The organism is Leifsonia sp. GW821-FHT13C09, from assembly GCF_058806435.1.
In genome coordinates, this window is record NZ_JBXAPS010000009.1 from 30,275 (window position 1) to 47,600 (window position 17,326).

Genomic DNA, 17,326 nt, shown 5'->3' on the forward strand with positions numbered 1-17,326 from the left:
AAAAGAAGCTCAGTGCAAAGCCGGACCTCTGATGTTGTTAGAAATGCTCACAGGCGCGGGGTCGCTTTCAGCTCGGGCTGCGCGACGCAGTTCGGTCAGTGCGGCTGCACGCGACATTTCGACGGTCTCCTCCACGAGGTGTCGCTGCATCGTCTCCACGAGCTCCGCCATCGCTGCGGCCCGGTTCGCGGCAACGACTGCTGCGATGTTGTTCTGCTTGCCGCGGGTGAGACCGACGTAGAGTCCCGAAGCATCGACCCCGGAACCGACGAAGGACAAGTCCGTCGTCTCTCCCTGAACACCGTAGACGGTCGTTGCATATGCCAAATGGAGATGCGAGTTGGCGTACTCGTGCGTGATTCTTCGCAGATCGGTGGAGTCCCTGTCCGACGCGAGCATTACGTGATCGGCTGTTACGCGCTCGACTACCCAGTTCTGGCGATTCTGGACGTCCGTTTCGCGGTCATTCCGGCGAGTCTGGACCACGTCTCCGACGAATATCGGTTGCCCATCGCGTCCGCACGTTCCGCTATTTGCGTCGACCGATCCGTCTGCGATGCGGCGACTCTGGATCTCCTCGCTCACGGTTTGAGCCTCTTCGTGCGTCGCCGTGACCAGCGCAATCGTCTGTCGTGTCCGGGCTGCATCGAACCACGCTGCGACCATCGCATTCCGCGCGGCCACGTCGTTGTCGGCGAATAGGACGTGGCCACTTCGGACAAGCTCATCCGCAACTTCCGTAGCCTCGCGGTGGTCAGGGTTGCGCAGCCTGAGACTCAATTCTGCCCAGGCAGGATCCTTGAACCGGTGGATGGTGTCAAGCTCGACCTGCCGAGTCGCACGACGCCAGAAGAGAGCCATCGCACCCGAATGACCGACAGGGAGAGCTTGATACTGGTCCCCGACAAGGGCGACACTTGCCCCGGTTCGGTCGACGATGTCTAGAAGCGCGTTCGCGGCTTCGAGGTCGAGCATGCCGGCTTCGTCGACGACGATTCGGTCACCAGCCCGAATACCAATACGAGGCCCGGTGTACTGAGTCCGGGTCGTTGGATCTATCTCGCCGATGCGCAAGCGCGACCACTCGGTCGCGCCGGCTCCATTGATGCTCCACCGCCAGCCGTAGTCGTGCAGCAGCTGATGGAGCGACGAGGACGCGCTCTCGGCTTCGCGGCCTGCGACAGCGGAGGCCTTTTTCGTCGGAGCGACAATGATCATGTTCCGACCTCGATGTCGAAGCGCCGCTCCGGCCACCTTGAGCATTGTCGTCTTGCCCGTCCCAGCTGCGCCCGAGACCGCGACGATTCGGTCCGTGCCCGCAATCGATGAGGCGCCGCTTGCTTGGCCCTGATCCAGAGCGCGCTTCGGTTCAACCGCAATCGCAACTGCCGTGATCTCACTAAGAGGAAGTACCTCGCCTGGTGAAGCAAGCGAGTCGGCCCTCAGCGCGAGGGTGGCCTTGAGAGTCGCTGTCGAGGTCGCCATTCGCCGTTTGATGTGCGCAGGGACGTCCGGCTCGGACAAGAGGGTGACTGTGTGCGTCCGGATCGCGAGGGAACATACTTCGTCGATGACTGCAACGAGTTGAGTCCGATCGTCCACGACGCCAGACGCGGAGATTGCTCGGATTGCGCCCGCGCGGACGTCCATGTCGCTGAATCGACCTCCTGTGCCGGTGGATCGGGCGTCGGCATCGAAAATCGCCGTCGCGGCCAGCAACTCAAGGTCGAGGTCCTCGATAACAACCGAAGATGCTCCGACCGCGGTCCGCGGTCGGGCGAGATGCGGATCTGCATGCAGAAGCTCGGCCATCACTATGGACGTCCAATCCTCCTCGTTCAACGGGCCGGGCTTGTTCGGCCGGCCAGCCGCCCACGCCCAATGATCGATCTGAGTCAGCACAGTGGCAGAAGGCTCCTCACCGGGGTGTTGCTCCATCCACTGCCGGAGATGTGCAGCCTTGTTCGCTTCGATCTGCGCGGAGCGCTTCGACAGGGGCCGCACCAGATGCTGCAGCTGCGCGATCTCCCCATCCGAATTCAGGTTGAAGCCCTTAGAAGTCAGCGCCGCGATCCATGCAGGGTCGGTCCTGGAAGCGAGGTCGCCTTCGGCGTTTACGACATTCTGGAACCGGAGAGCGACGCGAGTGTCGACATTCGACCACTTCCCGTCGATCCCTTGGACCTTGACGTTCAGCCAGAGGTGGCGGTGCTTGTGCGGGTCCAACGAGCGGGACCGTTCGTGTCGCAGCTCGACGACTTCGATGCGAGCCAGGTTCTCCCGGATGGCTCCTTGCTTCCCGCGTCGCGCGTTGAGCTCGGTCTGCCACAGCTTGATGATCCGATCTCGCAACCGGTCCTGCAGGTCCTCGTACGCCTCCGCCAACTCGGGGTCCAGCATCGCTGCGATCGAGAACGACTTTGGTGCGTTGATCGTCGCATCCAGAATCAGATCCGCCACCGGCGACTCGAGGTCTCGCCCCCGGCGCTCACCGGTGAGCGGGTCGACACCGTCGACCCAATCCTTAAGCTGGGAGCGGGTGAGCAGGTCATCACGGATGGCACCATTCTCGACGATGTAGCGGGTCATCACCGCGTCCGCGTAGCCGGCTGCGGCCAGTGCACCGTCGGCGGTCTTGGCAGTCAGGGTCGCGTCGCAGACCCCGCCGAAGGCGTAGTGCACCGCCTGCTTGACCCCTTGGGCTGCCTGCCCGCGCTTCCAGCGCGCCACTCCACCTCTCACACTTAGAACTTCCGGTTGCGCGCGCCTTTTGGCGCGCATCGCGCGCGCACATCTCGAAGAGTGCCTACGTGCATTAGCTCTTCAGCCTCTGCTCTTTGCGTTGGCTCACTCGGTCGTGCTTTGCGCTGTCGTGCCTTGGCTCGTCGTGCCTTGGCTCGTTGATCATTTGGCGTCGTGGTCTAGTTCTGTCTCATTTGGTGGTTGATCTTTGGCCAGCTCTTAACCAACGCGTCGCCCGCCCCGACTATCGCCGGCGCAGAAGGAACCGCAGCGTAGCGAGTAGCGTGAGACCGCCGAGCCCGACCATGACCCACGGCAAATAGGGCGCGAGTCCGTGCGCGATTGAGGTTCCGATGCAGCGACCCGTATTCAGCGTTCCGGCCTGAACTTGGCAGTCAACGGTGGATTGGGAGAGAACCCAGATGCAGCAGCCGAAGACGAAGAGCGTGATCAGCCACAGCTTTATCAGGTCTCCACTGCTGCCGCGTCGTTTCGCCACACGGCGAGGTTACGATTTCGTCCTCAGTCTCAGCAGCCCCAGTAGTGGGGCGCAAGACGCAAAGAGCCCCGATTCAGTAGTGGCTGAATCGGGGCTCTTTCGCTGCGGCGGCTACTGCTGAGTAATGATCTCGACTAGGGCGTGGGCGATCTTGAGAACGCGTGCCGCCGTGTCGCGGATGACTGTGACGTCTTCGTCTGCCCATCCGGTGATGTAGCCGATGCTGTACGAGCTGGTGTCGAATCCGATCAGTCCGGCGACGATGTAGGCGACTGATTCGGCTTCGACTTCCATCCGTCCGCGGTGGGTCCGGTATTCGTCGACGTCGTCGACGTGGCGGAGCTCGATGTGCGCGGTCTCGTGAATGAGGGTCTTCGCCGCTTGCTGGATAGCGAGGTTTTCCGCCAATGTGACTCGGTGGGAATCAGGATCGGTGTATCCGCTGGCGGTGCTGAGCGGTGCGCGGCGAACGCTCCATCCGTGTGACTCGAGGTGCGCGGTAAGTGGCGCGATGACGCCATAGTCGTCGTCGCCGGCAAGGCGGCGGGTCGGGTTCTCCGGCAGCGGGTTGGCACCTTCAACCGGTTCGGTCTGGGCGATGTCGAAAACCGACAGTGTCGGAAAGTACCGGATGACGCGCTCGTCGTCGGATACGTCTTTGCCGCGGTCGGTCTTCTTCTCTCGGTAGCCGAAGATCTTGATCGACTTCTCGCCTTTGCGCACCTGCCGTCCCTTGGCTTGCCACTGGCGGAATCCGGCGACCATCGTCGCGTCCGGGTTCTGGGCGAGAATTAGAAGCAGGTTGTTAAGGCTGTAGTTGTGGAAGGAGCGGGCGAACTCGAGAAAGGCCCGCCACTGGCCGCTGTCGGCGAGCTGCTGCACTTGCACCACGATCGACGCGTGGAGTGCCTCCGCCTCTGCCTCTCGTTCGTTCGTGGTCCGGGTGTTGGTCTTGCCGCCCATGATCTCTACCTCCCTCATCGTTCTTTCGCCGATTTCGGCGCTGTGCGCCGTTGTGCGGCTGGCCCGGAGGGCGGGGGTTCCGACGGCCCCTGCCTGCTCGAGCTGGGAATCGCAGGTGCGGAGCACCTTCCCCAGCCAGAGGTCGGCGCCGGGCGGCGGGTTCATCGGTCGGAGGGGCGGGCGTGCGTATGCTCTCGGAGCGAAATCGGCAAAGATGTATGCCGCGCCGCAAGCGCTCGGACACCGGCGCTCCGTCGACGGCGCCGACCGATCGGGAGGCCCGGGAAGGATCGCGAGGGAGGACGCGGGCTCCCTCGCAGGTCGGCACTAAGCCGGCGCGCAGCTCGAGAAGTCACCAGAGTGTGGCCGGTTGCCTGTTCCGGTGCAACCGGACACGGTTCGTTGCACGCGATCCAGCAAGTCGGACTGGGCTCGATCAGAGGGCGTTAGGTCGGATAGCCGAAACGGATTCAGTCGTATAGCTGCGCGCCAGCCGATCTCGCGAGAGATAAGTCGGTCGCGGGCGACGGAGATCGACTGGATCGGTGACGTGCGTCAACACGAACCCCTGCGGGGGAGCCGCCTGCCAGCGGCGCTGCGCTTGCTCTTTGTTTGTCTTTCCGCCGGCCGATCGTAGCTCGTTCCCGGTTCTCCGTGCCGGGCTTTCGCGGCATATCCTCACTCGCTGCGCTCCCTCCGGTATTCCACGGTCCCGGCACTGCGGCCTTCCCACTCGCTCTCGATCTCTCCGCCGGAAAGGCAACAAAAACTGTTGACGCAGGGGAGTGAGCGACATGCGGGTATTCATCATCGATACGAGCAACATGGGTCCGGAACTGCGGGGCGGACTCATCGGGGTGGTCGGGTCGGCCACCCCCACAGCCCAGGAGAAGCGGGAGTGTGTGGAGACGGTGAGCCGGTACGCGGCGGATGGGTGGGCGATCGCCGCAGACCCGCGCACGCCGATCGGCTGGATCGCCGCGCTCACGGCGGAGACCGCGTGCGTGCCGTTCCTGGCGTTCAACCGGGTGGTCCAGCGGGGCGGTCCGCTTCTGGGACTGGCGTCTGTTGGAGTTGCGGAGCGGGAGCTGTCCTGACCCGACCCCGACAGCGGTCCGGTCGTTCTGACCGGACCGCTGTCGCTGGTCTTACTCCGGGTCGCCTGGATTGTCGTCCGCGCTGCCCGCAGTTTCGGGCTGCTCGTCGCCGGTCACGATCCGCTCAACGTTGCTGAGGCTGTAACCCCAAATGGCCAGCTGGGTGAGGTAGTCGGCGTCGGTGGGGGAGGGGGAGCGCCAGGTCTGCTTGCTGGTGACGGATTCGCAGGCTCCGAGCACGATGGCGAGGGTGACGTGTTGCGCCTTGGCTGGAGTTTGCTCGATGAGCGCGGCGACCTTGTCGGCGTCGAAGTAGCCGGAGGGGTCGAGGCCGAGCAGCTGATGGGCGAGCTGATTGTCGTCCCTTGTCGCTGAGCTGACCGCGTGGCGGTGGATGGTGAGGCCCTTGGCGATCACGACGGCGGCATCCTTCGGCAGCGTTTTGCGGGAGAGGAATGTGCCAAGCCATTCGCGGCGCACGACCTCAGCGGATGCCCACGCCCTGTTGTTGGCGATCAAGGTGCGCCGTTCCGCCTTCTGCTCATCCGTCATCGGACCGCCCTTGGGCTGGCTGCCACCGTACGTGTGGAAGCCGGCCGCCTTCGCGTCGTGGATGAAGTAGCTGATGTTGGCGTCGCCGTCCGCGTAGACGCGGACGTGGGCGGCGCGTCCGTCGATGTTCTCGATCAGTTCGACGGTGACGCGATGGTCGTCGGCGGTGAGGAGTTCGCTGATCCGGGTGTACTCGGTGTCGTAGTAGCCGGGGTCGGTGTCGAGGATCGTGTACCCGCGTGCGATCAGCTCGGCTTCGGTGTCGGCCTTGGTTCTTGCGCGGGCCTTCTCGTCGCGTGCCCGCTGGGCCGCGTGCGCGAACTGGGCCGGATCGGTGGTGGCGACCTGGATCAGGCTGGCGCGGATCTCGTCGTCGCCGTCGAACTCGATCAGCACCGCCGCCTGATCCAAGGTCAGCTGATGCTCCTGAATCGCGGACGCTGCCACCGGGTTCTCGGTGACCGCGAGGGCGGTCTTGACCTCTTTCTGCTTGGTGCCGGTGCGGCGGGCGATGGCGGTGACCGAGAGGCCTTCGAACGCGAGTTGCTGGAACGCGGCGGCCCGGTCGCCGTCGGTGAGGGCTTCGCGCTGGTCGTTCTCGACCATCTGCTGCACGATCCGCTCCGCCGTCACACCGTCCGCCTCCACGAGGTAGACGGGGATGCTAGTCAGCCCTGCTTCGCGGGCGGCGTAGACGCGGCGCTGTCCGGCGCGGACGGTGACGGTGCCGTCGTCACGCCGGTGGCCGAGGACCGGGGTGAGGACCCCGTTCTCCTTGATGGACTGCACGAACGCGGCGGTGATGGGTGCGGAGGGTCGGACGTTGTCCTCGATGGTGAGGGTGTGTGGGTCGAGGTGTTCGATGGTCCCGGCTGGGGTGGTGTTCTCGCTCATGGTTTGGTGATCCCTTCAACTGTTCTTGTTCGCCTGTCTGGCAAGGGGATCGAGGGGGAGCGGCAGCGGTGCGTAGTGCCGGGTCGTGGAATACCGCAGCGAGCGTGAGCGAGGGAGGATATGCCGCGAAGTCCGGAATGCAGCCCGCGGGAGCGAACTACGATCGACCGGCCAGGCAGACGGACAACCCAGCAAGCAGCCTCCGCCGGCGGCCTCCACGATGGATCCAGGCCGCGGCATCTTCCGTCGCGCGCCTGAGGGTTATCACTGGCGGTCGCACCCCATTCCGTCTATCGGGTTGATCGGATCCAGGCACTCAGAGGCGTCGCCCTAGGAGTGGATGGCTAGAACGAATCAGAACATGATCCAGAGGCGGCCGCTTCTTTCCCTTATCAGGATTTAGAGGACGCGCTCGCTATCGCTGTCCGGGCAGTGACGGTGACTTCGGCTGATCTCTCTTGAGCTCTCGCGGTGACCGGCGCTAATTGCGTGGCTTCCCGTCCCGGCGGGTTAAGCCTGCGCATCCCACACAATGTCCAAGGCCTCGACCACCGTTCGTGCCGGGTTGTCGTCGTCCCGGTTGGTGGCCCACCAGGGCTGGGCTGAGAAGTTCGCGGAGCTGATTGCGTCGGAGAGGACCCGAACGTGCAAGCCGGAGGGGGCGACCCTTGCCTTCGGCTGAGGAACCCGGCGAGCAGGTCACGGTTTTCACTGCGTCGTACGACTCCGAACGCGATGAGCGCGGAGTCGGTGGGCCATGAGCCGCAGTCGCAGCCGCGTCGCCTCGATCGCGTCCGGCGAGAGGTCGAGCGACTTGGTGATGGCGCGGGCGATGACGTCGCGGGTGCTCTCGTCGGGGGAGGGTCTGTCGCGCACCTGGTGCATGCGCTCGACGACGGGTTCCATCCCACCCCAGACGAGGTTGGGCTTGGACGGGAAGTAGAGGAAGAGTGTGCGACGTCCGGTGCCCGCGAGCTCGGCGATCTCGTCCATAGTGATGGTCTCGTACCCGTGCGATGCGAAATGCGGCTGCGCGAGGAGGGCGACGTGGTTGGGGTCCCTGGCCGAAGTTGGCGTGCGCAATGGGCATTGCCAAGACGGTGCTCGGGGTTTGGGTCTGAATCTCTAGTTGACAGAATCCGGGGAACTTTCCTAAAGTGACGGAGTAATCGTTTACGTAATCGTTTATCTCAAGGAGACGACCTCTTGACCACATCGGGACCCACCTCAACGCTGAGCGGCCTTGCGACCCTCCGGAAAGCGCGCTCAGGCAGGGCGTCTAGCTGGGATCAGTCCGGTCGGAACAAGGACTACTGGCTCCTCGCGCCCGGAACCACTGCCGTTCTGGCCGACCTCGAAGGCCCGGGCGCGATCACGCACATGTGGATGACCACCTTCTGCCGCCGCGTCATTGGGCCGAGCACCCAGATTCCGGAACTGCACGCCGATGTCGCGCCGGTCACCGAGATGGAGAACGCCATCGGCGTCAACTGGGAGATCAACGATCCGGACTACTATCGCAAAGTTCTCATCCGAATCACGTGGGAGGACGACGCGCAGCCCGCCGTGCTGGTACCCCTGGGAGACTTCTTCTGCATCGGGCATGGGATGCCCGGATCGTTCAATTCCGCGCCGTTCAGCATTTCCTCGCGGCCGCAGGAAGAAGGCACGTTCGGCGGCACTGCGTCCATGAACTCCTACTTCACCATGCCGTTCAACCGGGCTGCGAAGATCGAGCTCATCAACGAGAACGACCTCCACGTCGGCGTCTTCTTTCACATCGACTACGAGATGTACCCCCAGGCCATCGAAGACATCGCGTATTTCCACGCGTCGTGGTCCTACGCGAACACGAACCCAGGGTGGGGTGACGACATCGCCGTCAACACGCCCGAGGTCAACTCCGTCCCGAACGACGACAGCGAGAACTACGTGATCGCCGACATCCGTGGCCGCGGCCACTTCGTCGGATGCAACCTCTCCGTCGCCCACTTCCAGGGCAGCTGGTGGGGCGAAGGGGACGATGTGATCTACGTCGACGACCTCGACGAGCCGGCCATCCTCGGCACTGGCAGCGAAGACTACTTCAACCATGCGTGGGGAATGCAGCGCAACGCATCCCTCTACAGCGGAACCATCCTGCACGAGGGGGACACCGGCGGCTACCAGGTGTCTTACCGGTTCCACGTCACCGACCCGATCGTGTTCAACACCGCAATTAAGGTCACGATGGAGCACGGTCACGCCAACCACCTTTCGGACAGCTGGGCGTCGACGGCGTACTGGTACCAGGACGTGCCAGGGTCGGCTCTCAGCGTGCCGCCTGCAGATGACCGGCCGGCACCGAAGAAGAGCTGGCAGCGCCCGGTCGCACCTCGCCCGGAACTCAACGCCGACCAGCGAGCCGCAGCAGAGAGCTATCAGGAGCGGTGGCGGATCCAGCAGGAGAAGCGTGCAGTCCTGCTGGAGAAGAACGCTCAAAGGACCCCGTCTGCCGAGCGCGGGAATCTCGAGCAGGCCCGGCAAGTCCGGGCCAGCTACAACGAGATCAGCACGAACTAGCTCGGCGAGCCGAATGCACCGTCACAGAGCATCAATGGAGATAAACGTGAATACGACCAAATCAAAGCTGCGCAGGGCCATCGCCCTACTGGCAGCCTCAGTCGCCGTCATGGCGTTCACCGCGGGGTGCTCGACTCAGAGCGACTCCGGCAAAGTCACGCTCGAATTCTGGAGCTTTTACCAGGGCTCCGAAGGAAAGTTCGTCGACAAGTGGGTGAAGGACTACAACTCCTCCCACAAGAACGTCCAGATCCACCACAAAGTGGTGAGCCAGACCGATTACACGACAACGCTGATCCCGACCGCGTTGGCCAACGGGACGGCGCCGGACATCCTGTATGTCGAACCGTCGACCTTCAGTAAGTACGCGGAATCGGGCGCGCTCGCTGATCTCAGCCCGTACTACAGCGACAAGCTCAAGAAGGACATCCTGCCTTCAGTGCTGAAATCGGCAACGTACAAGGGCAAGGAGCTCGCGCTGCCCATCGAACTCGAAACGCTGGGCCTCTTCTATGACCAGAAGCTCCTGTCCTCTGAGGGAATCACTCCTCCGAAGACGTGGGACGAGTTGAAGACTGATGCCAAGAAACTGACCACCGACAAGCGCTTCGGACTGGTGCTGCCAGTCGAGGACAGCCCGTATACGCTGTTCAACTTCTACCCGTTCATGTGGATGGCCGGCGCTGACGTCACCAACAGCAAGGGCAAGTACACGGTTGACACGCCGCAGATGGCGGACGCGCTCGACTTCTGGGGATCGTTCCAGAAAGCCAAGGTCAGTCCGTCAACTCTGCAGGTCGGCCCCTGGGACGTTGGCAATATCGCCAATGGAAGCGCGGCAATGCAGGAATCTGGCTCGTACGCCATCAAGGCGACCGAGACTGACTACAAGAGCGCGTCCATCGGCGCGCTCGAGCTGCCCGCGCCGTCCGGCAAGAAGAGCATCACGGTCGCCGGAGGCCAGAAGCTGGCAGTCAACGCCGCATCGAAGCACGTGAAGGAGGCGGCAGACTTCATCTTCTCCGGCTTCGGAAGCGACGACATCAAGGTCGCCAGCGGCTGGGTTACGGACGCCAAGTTCGCCTACCCGGCCAGGCAGTCCGTGATTGACGCCAACAAGGATGTCTTCAACCAGGGTCTCCGCGCGAACTTCACGAAGTTCTACAACAGTGCCCGTCCGGAGCCCAGCTACCCCGCAGCTGTGACCGAAGCGCTCCGCACTGCGCTGCAGGATGTGAGCTTCGGAGGTCTCACGGGAGCCGAAGCGGCCAAGAAGGCCCAAGCGGCGATCGAATCCGCCCACTAATAAGGACAGCCGCCGGTCGGTCCGACCGGCCGACCGGCGGCGCTCAAAAATCATGAATTATGCAACGAGCCGCGTCGAAGCGGCAAAGCCCGAGCGAATCTTGCCGGCGACCCGAAAGCTCTCGCGCAGCCAGCGCGAGACGATGGCCGCGGTCCTTTTCCTCGCACCCGACTTCGTCGGCCTCGCCGTATTCGTCCTGCTCCCCATTGCGTTCGCGATCTTCATCAGCTTCTTCGACTGGAACCTGATCTCCCCGATGAAGTTCGTCGGGCTGGCGAATTATCAGCGGCTTCTTGGGGACACCGACTGGTGGTTGTCGATGTTCAGGACGCTGCAATTCGCCCTCATCTATGTCCCTGTCCTGTTTGCGCTCGCGCTCGGCTTGGCCGTCGCCTTGACCAAGCTCACCGGCAAGGCGTCCTCCCTCCTGAGATCCGCCTACCTCTTGCCATTCGCCGTAACCTCCGTTATCGCATCCACCCTGTGGCTGTTCCTCTATAACGAGAAGCGTGGGTACCTGAACGCCTTCCTCAACCTGCTCGGACTACCCAATCAGCAGTACATCGGCACCCCCGGGCAGGCAATGATCTCCGTCGCAGTGGTCGTTATTTGGATCAACCTCGGCTACACGTCGCTTCTGTTCTTCTCCGCGATCAAGGAGATACCCGCGAGCATCAACGAGGCCGCACGACTTGATGGCGCCGGAGGATGGCACACGTTCTGGAGAATCACGCTGCCGCTGATCCGCCCCACCGCCATCTTCGTCATCGTCACCTCCACTATCGCGGCGTTCCAAATCCTGGACATCATCCTGGTCATGACCCGTGGGGGCCCCGCCGATGCCACCCGCGTCGGGGTCCTGTACATCTACCAGCGGTCGTTCGACCGTCTGGAGATGGGGTACGGCTCCGCACTCTCCGTCGTGATGTTCCTCATCCTCGTGGTCATCTCGTTGGTGCAGCTGCGGATCTCGCGGCGAAGCAACCTGGAAGGCTGAACATGCACAAAGTCAGAACGTGGATCATCGGTTCGATCCTTGCCATTGGCGCCGTCGCGATGGTCGTCCCGATCGTCATCCTCTTCCTCAGCAGCTTCAAGACGAAGGCGGATGTCTTCTCGCTCTCGTTCAATGCAGCCGGCCTCACCCTGGATAGCATCGTCGCCGCGTTCACTCCGGACCTGGTACACGCTCTGCTGAACTCGCTGATCGTGTCGACAGTGGTCACGGTGGTCGCGATGATCATCCATGCGATGGCAGGCTATGCGCTTGCGCGATTCAATTTCCCGTTCAAGAACCAGGTCTTCGTCATCATCTTGGGAAGCTTGATGATCCCAATGACCACGATCCTCGTACCGCTCTACATCGTCGTTCGGCAGATGAACCTCACCAACAGCATGCTCGGACTGATTCTGCCGCTGCTGTTCAACGCATACGGAATCTTCCTCTTCCGGCAGTTCTACCTAGACTTCCCCCAGGAGCTCGTCGAAGCAGCCGAGCTCGACGGATGCGGAAGGTTCAGGACTTTCGTGCGAATCGTCCTTCCCCTCTCACGCCCCGTAATTGTGCCCCTGACCGTAGCCTTCTTCCTCGGAACCTGGAACAACTACCTTTGGCCCCTAGTCGTGAACCAGGACAAGGCATTCGAGACCGTTCAGGTATACCTCGCCGGGCAGATCTCCGGATACAACACCCCATGGAACATCGTCATCGCCTCGGCCGCGATTTCGGTGATCCCCGTTTTCATCCTCTTCGTCTTCCTGCAGCGCTATTTGCGCGAGGGCATCGCCACGACCGGAATCAAATGAGACCACACAGCACGCAAGAGACCGCGGCCGGCGTGATGGCGCGCACCTGGGAGCGCCGCGCACTCCGCAACGCGGATGGAACCTACGAGCTGCCCCTCCGCTTCCGCGCCATTCCCGGAACCTGGCCCAACATCACGCTCACCTCGCCGGACGGGACTCGATCCGATGTGACGGCGGACGCGCACGAAGTGCACATCGAATTCGAGCCGGCCGAAGACGGCACGCTTCAGGTCGACATTCGCGGAGTGAGCCTCGCTGCTAAGGGCAGGACCCTCCACGACGGTGCAGAAACGACTCAGATAGCGGGAGGCGGGACGATCAGTCTGATCCTCTGGCTGCGAAGCGGTTCCGCCGCCCTCGCCGTTGACGGCGGCACACCACACCAGGTACCGGTGGGCGCCTCCGAACGCAAAGAGGCGGCAGCAGCCCCCGTCACGGAGAATGTCTCAGCGTTCCGGCTCGCCCTAGCACCTTCGACCTCCGGGCGGATCACGATCGGCGGAGGTACCCAACTTGTCGACGCTCGAGTCTTCGGGCTGCGCGAGCCGCGCAGCCGGCTTTACGAGAACGCGGCCAGGGCTACCGGCGGTCCAGGGCGGAGTTTCTATCAGTCGGACAGTTTCATCGTCTCGGACGCAAGCGTGCGTGATCTCGAAGACGGCGACGCCGCGGCCCTCGCTCCGGACGGGCAGACAATCGTCTCGCCACAGCGTGTAGTCGAAGAGTTCGAATGGCGCGACAACAGCTACGGTGACATGACCCGCGTCGCTGATCGGGTCGAGATGTGGCGATCCTCAGTCGAACCCGGCCGCTTCCCTCGACTCTCGACGGGGTTCCGAACCGTTGACGCAGCCTTCGAGCTTGCGATGGAAACTTTCCAGCGCAACTCCAGTGGAGAGTTCAGCCTGCCCGGGGAGACCGGTCTGTGGTCAGCCGGGTACTTCCAAGGCAGCGGTCTCGGGTTCGGGTCCTGGCGACGCGACACCTGCCACATCGCTCTCAGGTCCGGCAACCTCCTCGATCCGGAGGTTGCCAGAGCCTCGCTGGTTCATGTAGCCGGTGCAGGCTTCGACAACGGGTCGGACGGGGACTCGCTGCCCGCTGTTGCCGTCTGGGACTACGTCCTGGCAACCGGAGACGAATCGCTCCCTTCGGCGATCTGGTCCGAGCTGGCAGCGACAGCGGCAAACCTTGACGCGCGCTTCGATGAAAGCCGGAGTCTCATTCGCGCACCGCAAGCGACTTCGAACGATCTTTTCGACGAGCCTGAAGTGGGCGGCTATGCCTTGAGCACCGAGATCTACTCGATGCAGACGTACGCGGCGCTCGCCAAGATGGCATCACTCCCACACGTCCAGGACGCCCGCGGTGCGACGTGGGCGCAAAGGGCCGACACCATGCGTCGGGCAATCACCAATCAGTACTGGAATAGCGATTTCGGGTATTTCACCTCCGGCCCCGTCGGCACCGCAGCGCATCGCCGCGGCCTCTGGGAGACTTCCGGGGCGGAAGCGGCCGTATGGGGTCATCTCGCTCCTGAAGCTGATGCCCATACCGGCAGTGTCCTACGCGCAGTGCGGGAGGTCGCGATGTCCGAATACGGCATCGTCCTCTACCCGCATCGAGACGCGGACGACCACTTCTCTCGATCAGTTTGGTACTGCTGGCAGGCCGGCTTCGCACGAGCGGCGGCGCGTGAGGGCGACGCAGCTCTCGTGCACCAACTCGTTGCTCAGCAGGTCCGGGCGGTCATCAGAAACAAGACGTACTACGAAGTGACCAACGCACTGAGCGGTGAGTCCTGGCGGTGGCCAGGACAACTGTGGCACGCCGCCGGTTTCGCTTCACTCATCCTGTCCGGTGTGCTGGGCATTCGTTACGACACGGATGGGATGAGTTTCGGGCCCGCAGTCTCGGCAGAGTTTGACGGCCTATCGCTTCAGGGCCTCCGCTATCGTGACGCTGTCCTCGATATCGAGGTCCGTGGAAGCGGAACACAGGCAAGCATCATGATGGATGGTCGACCAATTCCCAAGGTCGCCACGAACGTCACTGGCCGGCATGTCGTCACCATCACTATGACGAAAGAGGGGGACAGCTAGTGGCTGGAAGCATAAAAAAGGTCGCGCAACTAGCCGGAGTGTCCGTCGCAACGGTCTCGCATGTCATCAACGACACCCGGTTCGTCAAGGAGGAGACCCGCGCAAAAGTCCTCTCCGCCATTGAGGAGCTGCAATACACGCCGAACATCCTGGCCCGCAAGTTCAAGACGGGATCGCTTGACACGGTGGGGTTCGTCGTCCCGGACATCGCGAACGGCTACTTCGCCACCCTCATCGAAGAGGTCGAAGACGTGTTGCAGAGCAATGGCTTCCGCCTCATCGTGGCTAACACCCGCGAGAACCCGATACGCGAAATCGACAGCCTTCGAATGCTGACCTCCGGGGTCGTCGACGGGGTGCTTCTCGTCTCGACACTCAACGACAGTCGCGAGATCCTTGGGGCGCTTCCGCCGGACTTCCCTGTGGTACTGGTCGACCGGGGCGTCGGAGAAGGCCTCTTCGACACCGTCACCACCAACAACACACAGGCTCTCCACGACGGCGTGTCTACCCTGATCCAGCGAGGCCACCGGCGAATCGGCTTCCTGGCAAGCATGCGCCACCTGACGACCACCGCCCAGCGAGTCCACGCCTACAAGGCAACCCTCGAGGAACACGGTCTGACTCCGGACGACGAACTCATCTGCTACATCGAGTCGATAACCGATTCGGCCCGACCCTCCGCTGAGAACCTGATTGATCGTGGCTGCACCGCGATCGTCGCCAGCAACAATGTGCTGACCAACCAGCTCGTGGCCGAATCCCGCACCGACCTTTGGCAAGGCCGTGACATCGAGATCCTCGGGTATCGTGACCCAACCCACCTCGACATCCCTTATCTAGGAAACGAATGGATCGAGGAGCCGGTCGGTGAAATGGGTCGGCGCGCGGCTGAGGCGATGGTGCGCCGTCTGGCCAACCCGGACGGAGAGGTCCGCGCGATTGATCTAACCGCAACGTTCTCGGCGGTTGATTCGGGACAGAGGAGTCAACGATGAGTGCCTCCCAGGTGGCCGTGTTCGGTGAGTCGCTAGTAGACATCACCCGCACCGCAGGTGCATCACGCGCTTGGCCCGGTGGTAGTCCGATGAACGTCGCGCTCGGTATGGCGCGCCTTGGCGTCGAAGTGGAGTTCGCGACGTCGATCGGGCAGGACACGTACGGCGACTTGATCCGGACGCATCTGGCCGCATCGGGCGTCCAACTGACCCCAGGCTCTGTCGATGACTCAGCCACCTCCGTCGCGGAGGCCACCATCGGCGTCGACGGCAGCGCAACTTACCGCTTCGAGATGACCTGGAATCCGAACGCGAAGCCGTTGGGGCGTCCAGCGATCGCACATTTCGGTTCAATCAGCGCAGTGCTTGAGCCCGGAGCCGAGAAGGTTCTCAACTGGATTACCGGCCTGCCACCTTCAACTGTCGTCTCCTTCGACCCGAACGTTCGTCCGTCGATCACCGGCTCCGGGCCACGGCTGCGCGCCGCAATCGACAGAGCGGCCGGACACGCGGACATCATCAAGATGAGTGGTGAGGACCTCGAGCTACTTGATGACCCCCACCTGGTGACCCGGTGGCTCCGGGGACGCACAAAGGTCGTTCTTGTGACCGAGGGCGATAAGGGTGCACAACTGATCACGCATGACGGCCAGGTTCGGCTGCCAGCCCCCCGCGTCCGCGTAGCGGACACGATCGGCGCTGGCGACTCTTTCATGGCTGCGCTGCTCTCGAGCCTCAACGACGCTGGTGTTCACAGTCGCGACCTGCTCGCGGCCGCTTCCGTTGACGATCTGGCCGGCCACGCTGAATTCGCGATCCGATGTGCCGCCATAACTGTCAGTCGGGAAGGGGCGAACCCGCCGACGCTGGGAGAGGTCGCGGGCTAACCGCCCCCGACCAGGCGCCGAAACTATTCACAGAAGGGCGTAGCCGCGTGGCCGTGACTCGACGGAGCGAAGGATGAGCGGAATGTCATTGTGGCCCGCGTTGTGCGCAACTGCCCTCTTGTCGCGGCCGGTACTTAAATCGATCAACCACATCCGGAGGCGCAGGCAACGAAGCCGCGCGGCCGGGCCGGCGGCCGAGATTCGATCACTGCGCCAGGAGTGATGGCCGGGCGTTAGATCCCCTTACCCGCCTCCTCGCGAGCTTTGTCTTAGGGCGTTGAACGATGCAGGCGGGCGGCGGCTCGAAGCAGCATCGTGCTCTGAAACTCGGACCCGACGCCATTGGAACAGCACCGGGCACGGACGAGCCTTGAGACATTTCGGTGGTCCACAGGCAAACGCCGCTCAGGCCTCGGTCGTCTTGGAACCGTCGCCAGGGCGGCGCTGCAGATCGCCACTATGGCGGAAGTCGGCGCGGGCGCTGCTCGACCTCGCGGGGACATGCCGGAGTTTCTACGCACCGGGAACGGTCCGACGCATCTACCCCGGACGCCGGCGCCCCGACCGCTGGGGGACCACAGCTGGTTTGGGTTAATATGGATTTGTATGTATTTCGTTGTGTTTTATGACACAATTGGGGCGATCTTGCGTCGCCAAGCGTGAGAAATGAGGACGGGAAATTATCGTAGGTCGCTTCACCAATTGGTTCGCGATCGTCGCTGGCGCAAGCCGGCGCGGTCTCTACGCCCGCGTGCTCCCTGCCCGGGGCGGCGTCCAATCGAGAAGGCCTTGTCGTCACCGTCCCTTACGCTGACCGGACCGCGCCACATGAACATACGTGACCTTGTCATCCTCCCCACCTCCCAGGAGATCTGATCATCCGCGACATCACTATCCGAATCCCGCCTCTCGAAACGA

Annotated in this window: 12 protein-coding genes; 8 read left to right on the forward strand and 4 right to left on the reverse strand. The window is 63.0% G+C overall.

The genetic code is table 11. The features are described 5' to 3' along the window. Window positions 1-9 precede the first annotated feature (9 nt). Together AC1ROW_RS19935 and AC1ROW_RS19940 are read right to left on the reverse strand one after the other, a co-directional pair. Complete coding sequence (locus tag AC1ROW_RS19935; protein WP_493021121.1) at window positions 10-2,730, reverse strand: AAA family ATPase; 2,721 nt, start codon at window positions 2,728-2,730, stop codon at window positions 10-12. 622 nt (window positions 2,731-3,352) lie between these two features. Beyond that, window positions 3,353-4,369: an ArdC-like ssDNA-binding domain-containing protein gene (locus AC1ROW_RS19940; RefSeq protein ID WP_493021123.1), complete on the reverse strand. Its 1,017-nt coding sequence runs from the start codon at window positions 4,367-4,369 to the stop codon at window positions 3,353-3,355. Window positions 4,370-4,998: 629 nt separating this feature from the next. On the opposite strand from AC1ROW_RS19940, the gene AC1ROW_RS19945 reads away from it, so the two are divergent. Beyond that, window positions 4,999-5,301, forward strand: coding sequence for a hypothetical protein (locus AC1ROW_RS19945; RefSeq protein WP_493021125.1), 303 nt, complete (start codon window positions 4,999-5,001; stop codon window positions 5,299-5,301). 51 nt (window positions 5,302-5,352) lie between these two features. Here AC1ROW_RS19945 and AC1ROW_RS19950 read toward each other — a convergent pair whose 3' ends face one another. Next, window positions 5,353-6,747 (reverse strand): ParB/RepB/Spo0J family partition protein, encoded by a 1,395-nt coding sequence (locus AC1ROW_RS19950; RefSeq protein ID WP_493021127.1) that lies wholly within the window; start codon window positions 6,745-6,747, stop codon window positions 5,353-5,355. 708 nt (window positions 6,748-7,455) lie between these two features. Then, window positions 7,456-7,830, reverse strand: a complete 375-nt coding sequence (locus AC1ROW_RS19955) for a TetR family transcriptional regulator (RefSeq protein ID WP_493021129.1) — start codon at window positions 7,828-7,830, stop codon at window positions 7,456-7,458. A 303-nt stretch (window positions 7,831-8,133) separates the two neighbouring features. Between AC1ROW_RS19955 and AC1ROW_RS19960 the strand changes: the two genes are divergently transcribed. Genes AC1ROW_RS19960 through AC1ROW_RS19990 form a run of 7 tightly spaced genes read left to right on the forward strand, consistent with a single transcriptional unit; the run spans window position 8,134 to window position 16,408 of the window. Continuing rightward, window positions 8,134-9,309: a glycoside hydrolase family 172 protein gene (locus AC1ROW_RS19960; RefSeq protein ID WP_493021131.1), complete on the forward strand. Its 1,176-nt coding sequence runs from the start codon at window positions 8,134-8,136 to the stop codon at window positions 9,307-9,309. A 46-nt stretch (window positions 9,310-9,355) separates the two neighbouring features. Beyond that, window positions 9,356-10,615, forward strand: a complete 1,260-nt coding sequence (locus AC1ROW_RS19965) for an ABC transporter substrate-binding protein (protein WP_493021133.1) — start codon at window positions 9,356-9,358, stop codon at window positions 10,613-10,615. A 52-nt stretch (window positions 10,616-10,667) separates the two neighbouring features. Then, window positions 10,668-11,612: a carbohydrate ABC transporter permease gene (locus AC1ROW_RS19970; RefSeq protein ID WP_493021135.1), complete on the forward strand. Its 945-nt coding sequence runs from the start codon at window positions 10,668-10,670 to the stop codon at window positions 11,610-11,612. 2 nt (window positions 11,613-11,614) lie between these two features. Further along, window positions 11,615-12,421 (forward strand): carbohydrate ABC transporter permease, encoded by an 807-nt coding sequence (locus AC1ROW_RS19975; RefSeq protein WP_493021137.1) that lies wholly within the window; start codon window positions 11,615-11,617, stop codon window positions 12,419-12,421. 32 nt (window positions 12,422-12,453) lie between these two features. Then, complete coding sequence (locus tag AC1ROW_RS19980; protein ID WP_493021139.1) at window positions 12,454-14,523, forward strand: glucosidase family protein; 2,070 nt, start codon at window positions 12,454-12,456, stop codon at window positions 14,521-14,523. Then, window positions 14,523-15,521, forward strand: coding sequence for a LacI family DNA-binding transcriptional regulator (locus AC1ROW_RS19985; protein WP_493021141.1), 999 nt, complete (start codon window positions 14,523-14,525; stop codon window positions 15,519-15,521). The genes AC1ROW_RS19980 and AC1ROW_RS19985 overlap by 1 nt, the downstream gene beginning before the upstream one ends. Next, window positions 15,518-16,408 (forward strand): carbohydrate kinase family protein, encoded by an 891-nt coding sequence (locus tag AC1ROW_RS19990; protein ID WP_493021143.1) that lies wholly within the window; start codon window positions 15,518-15,520, stop codon window positions 16,406-16,408. Before AC1ROW_RS19985 ends, AC1ROW_RS19990 begins: the two co-directional genes overlap by 4 nt. Window positions 16,409-17,326: the final 918 nt, after the last annotated feature.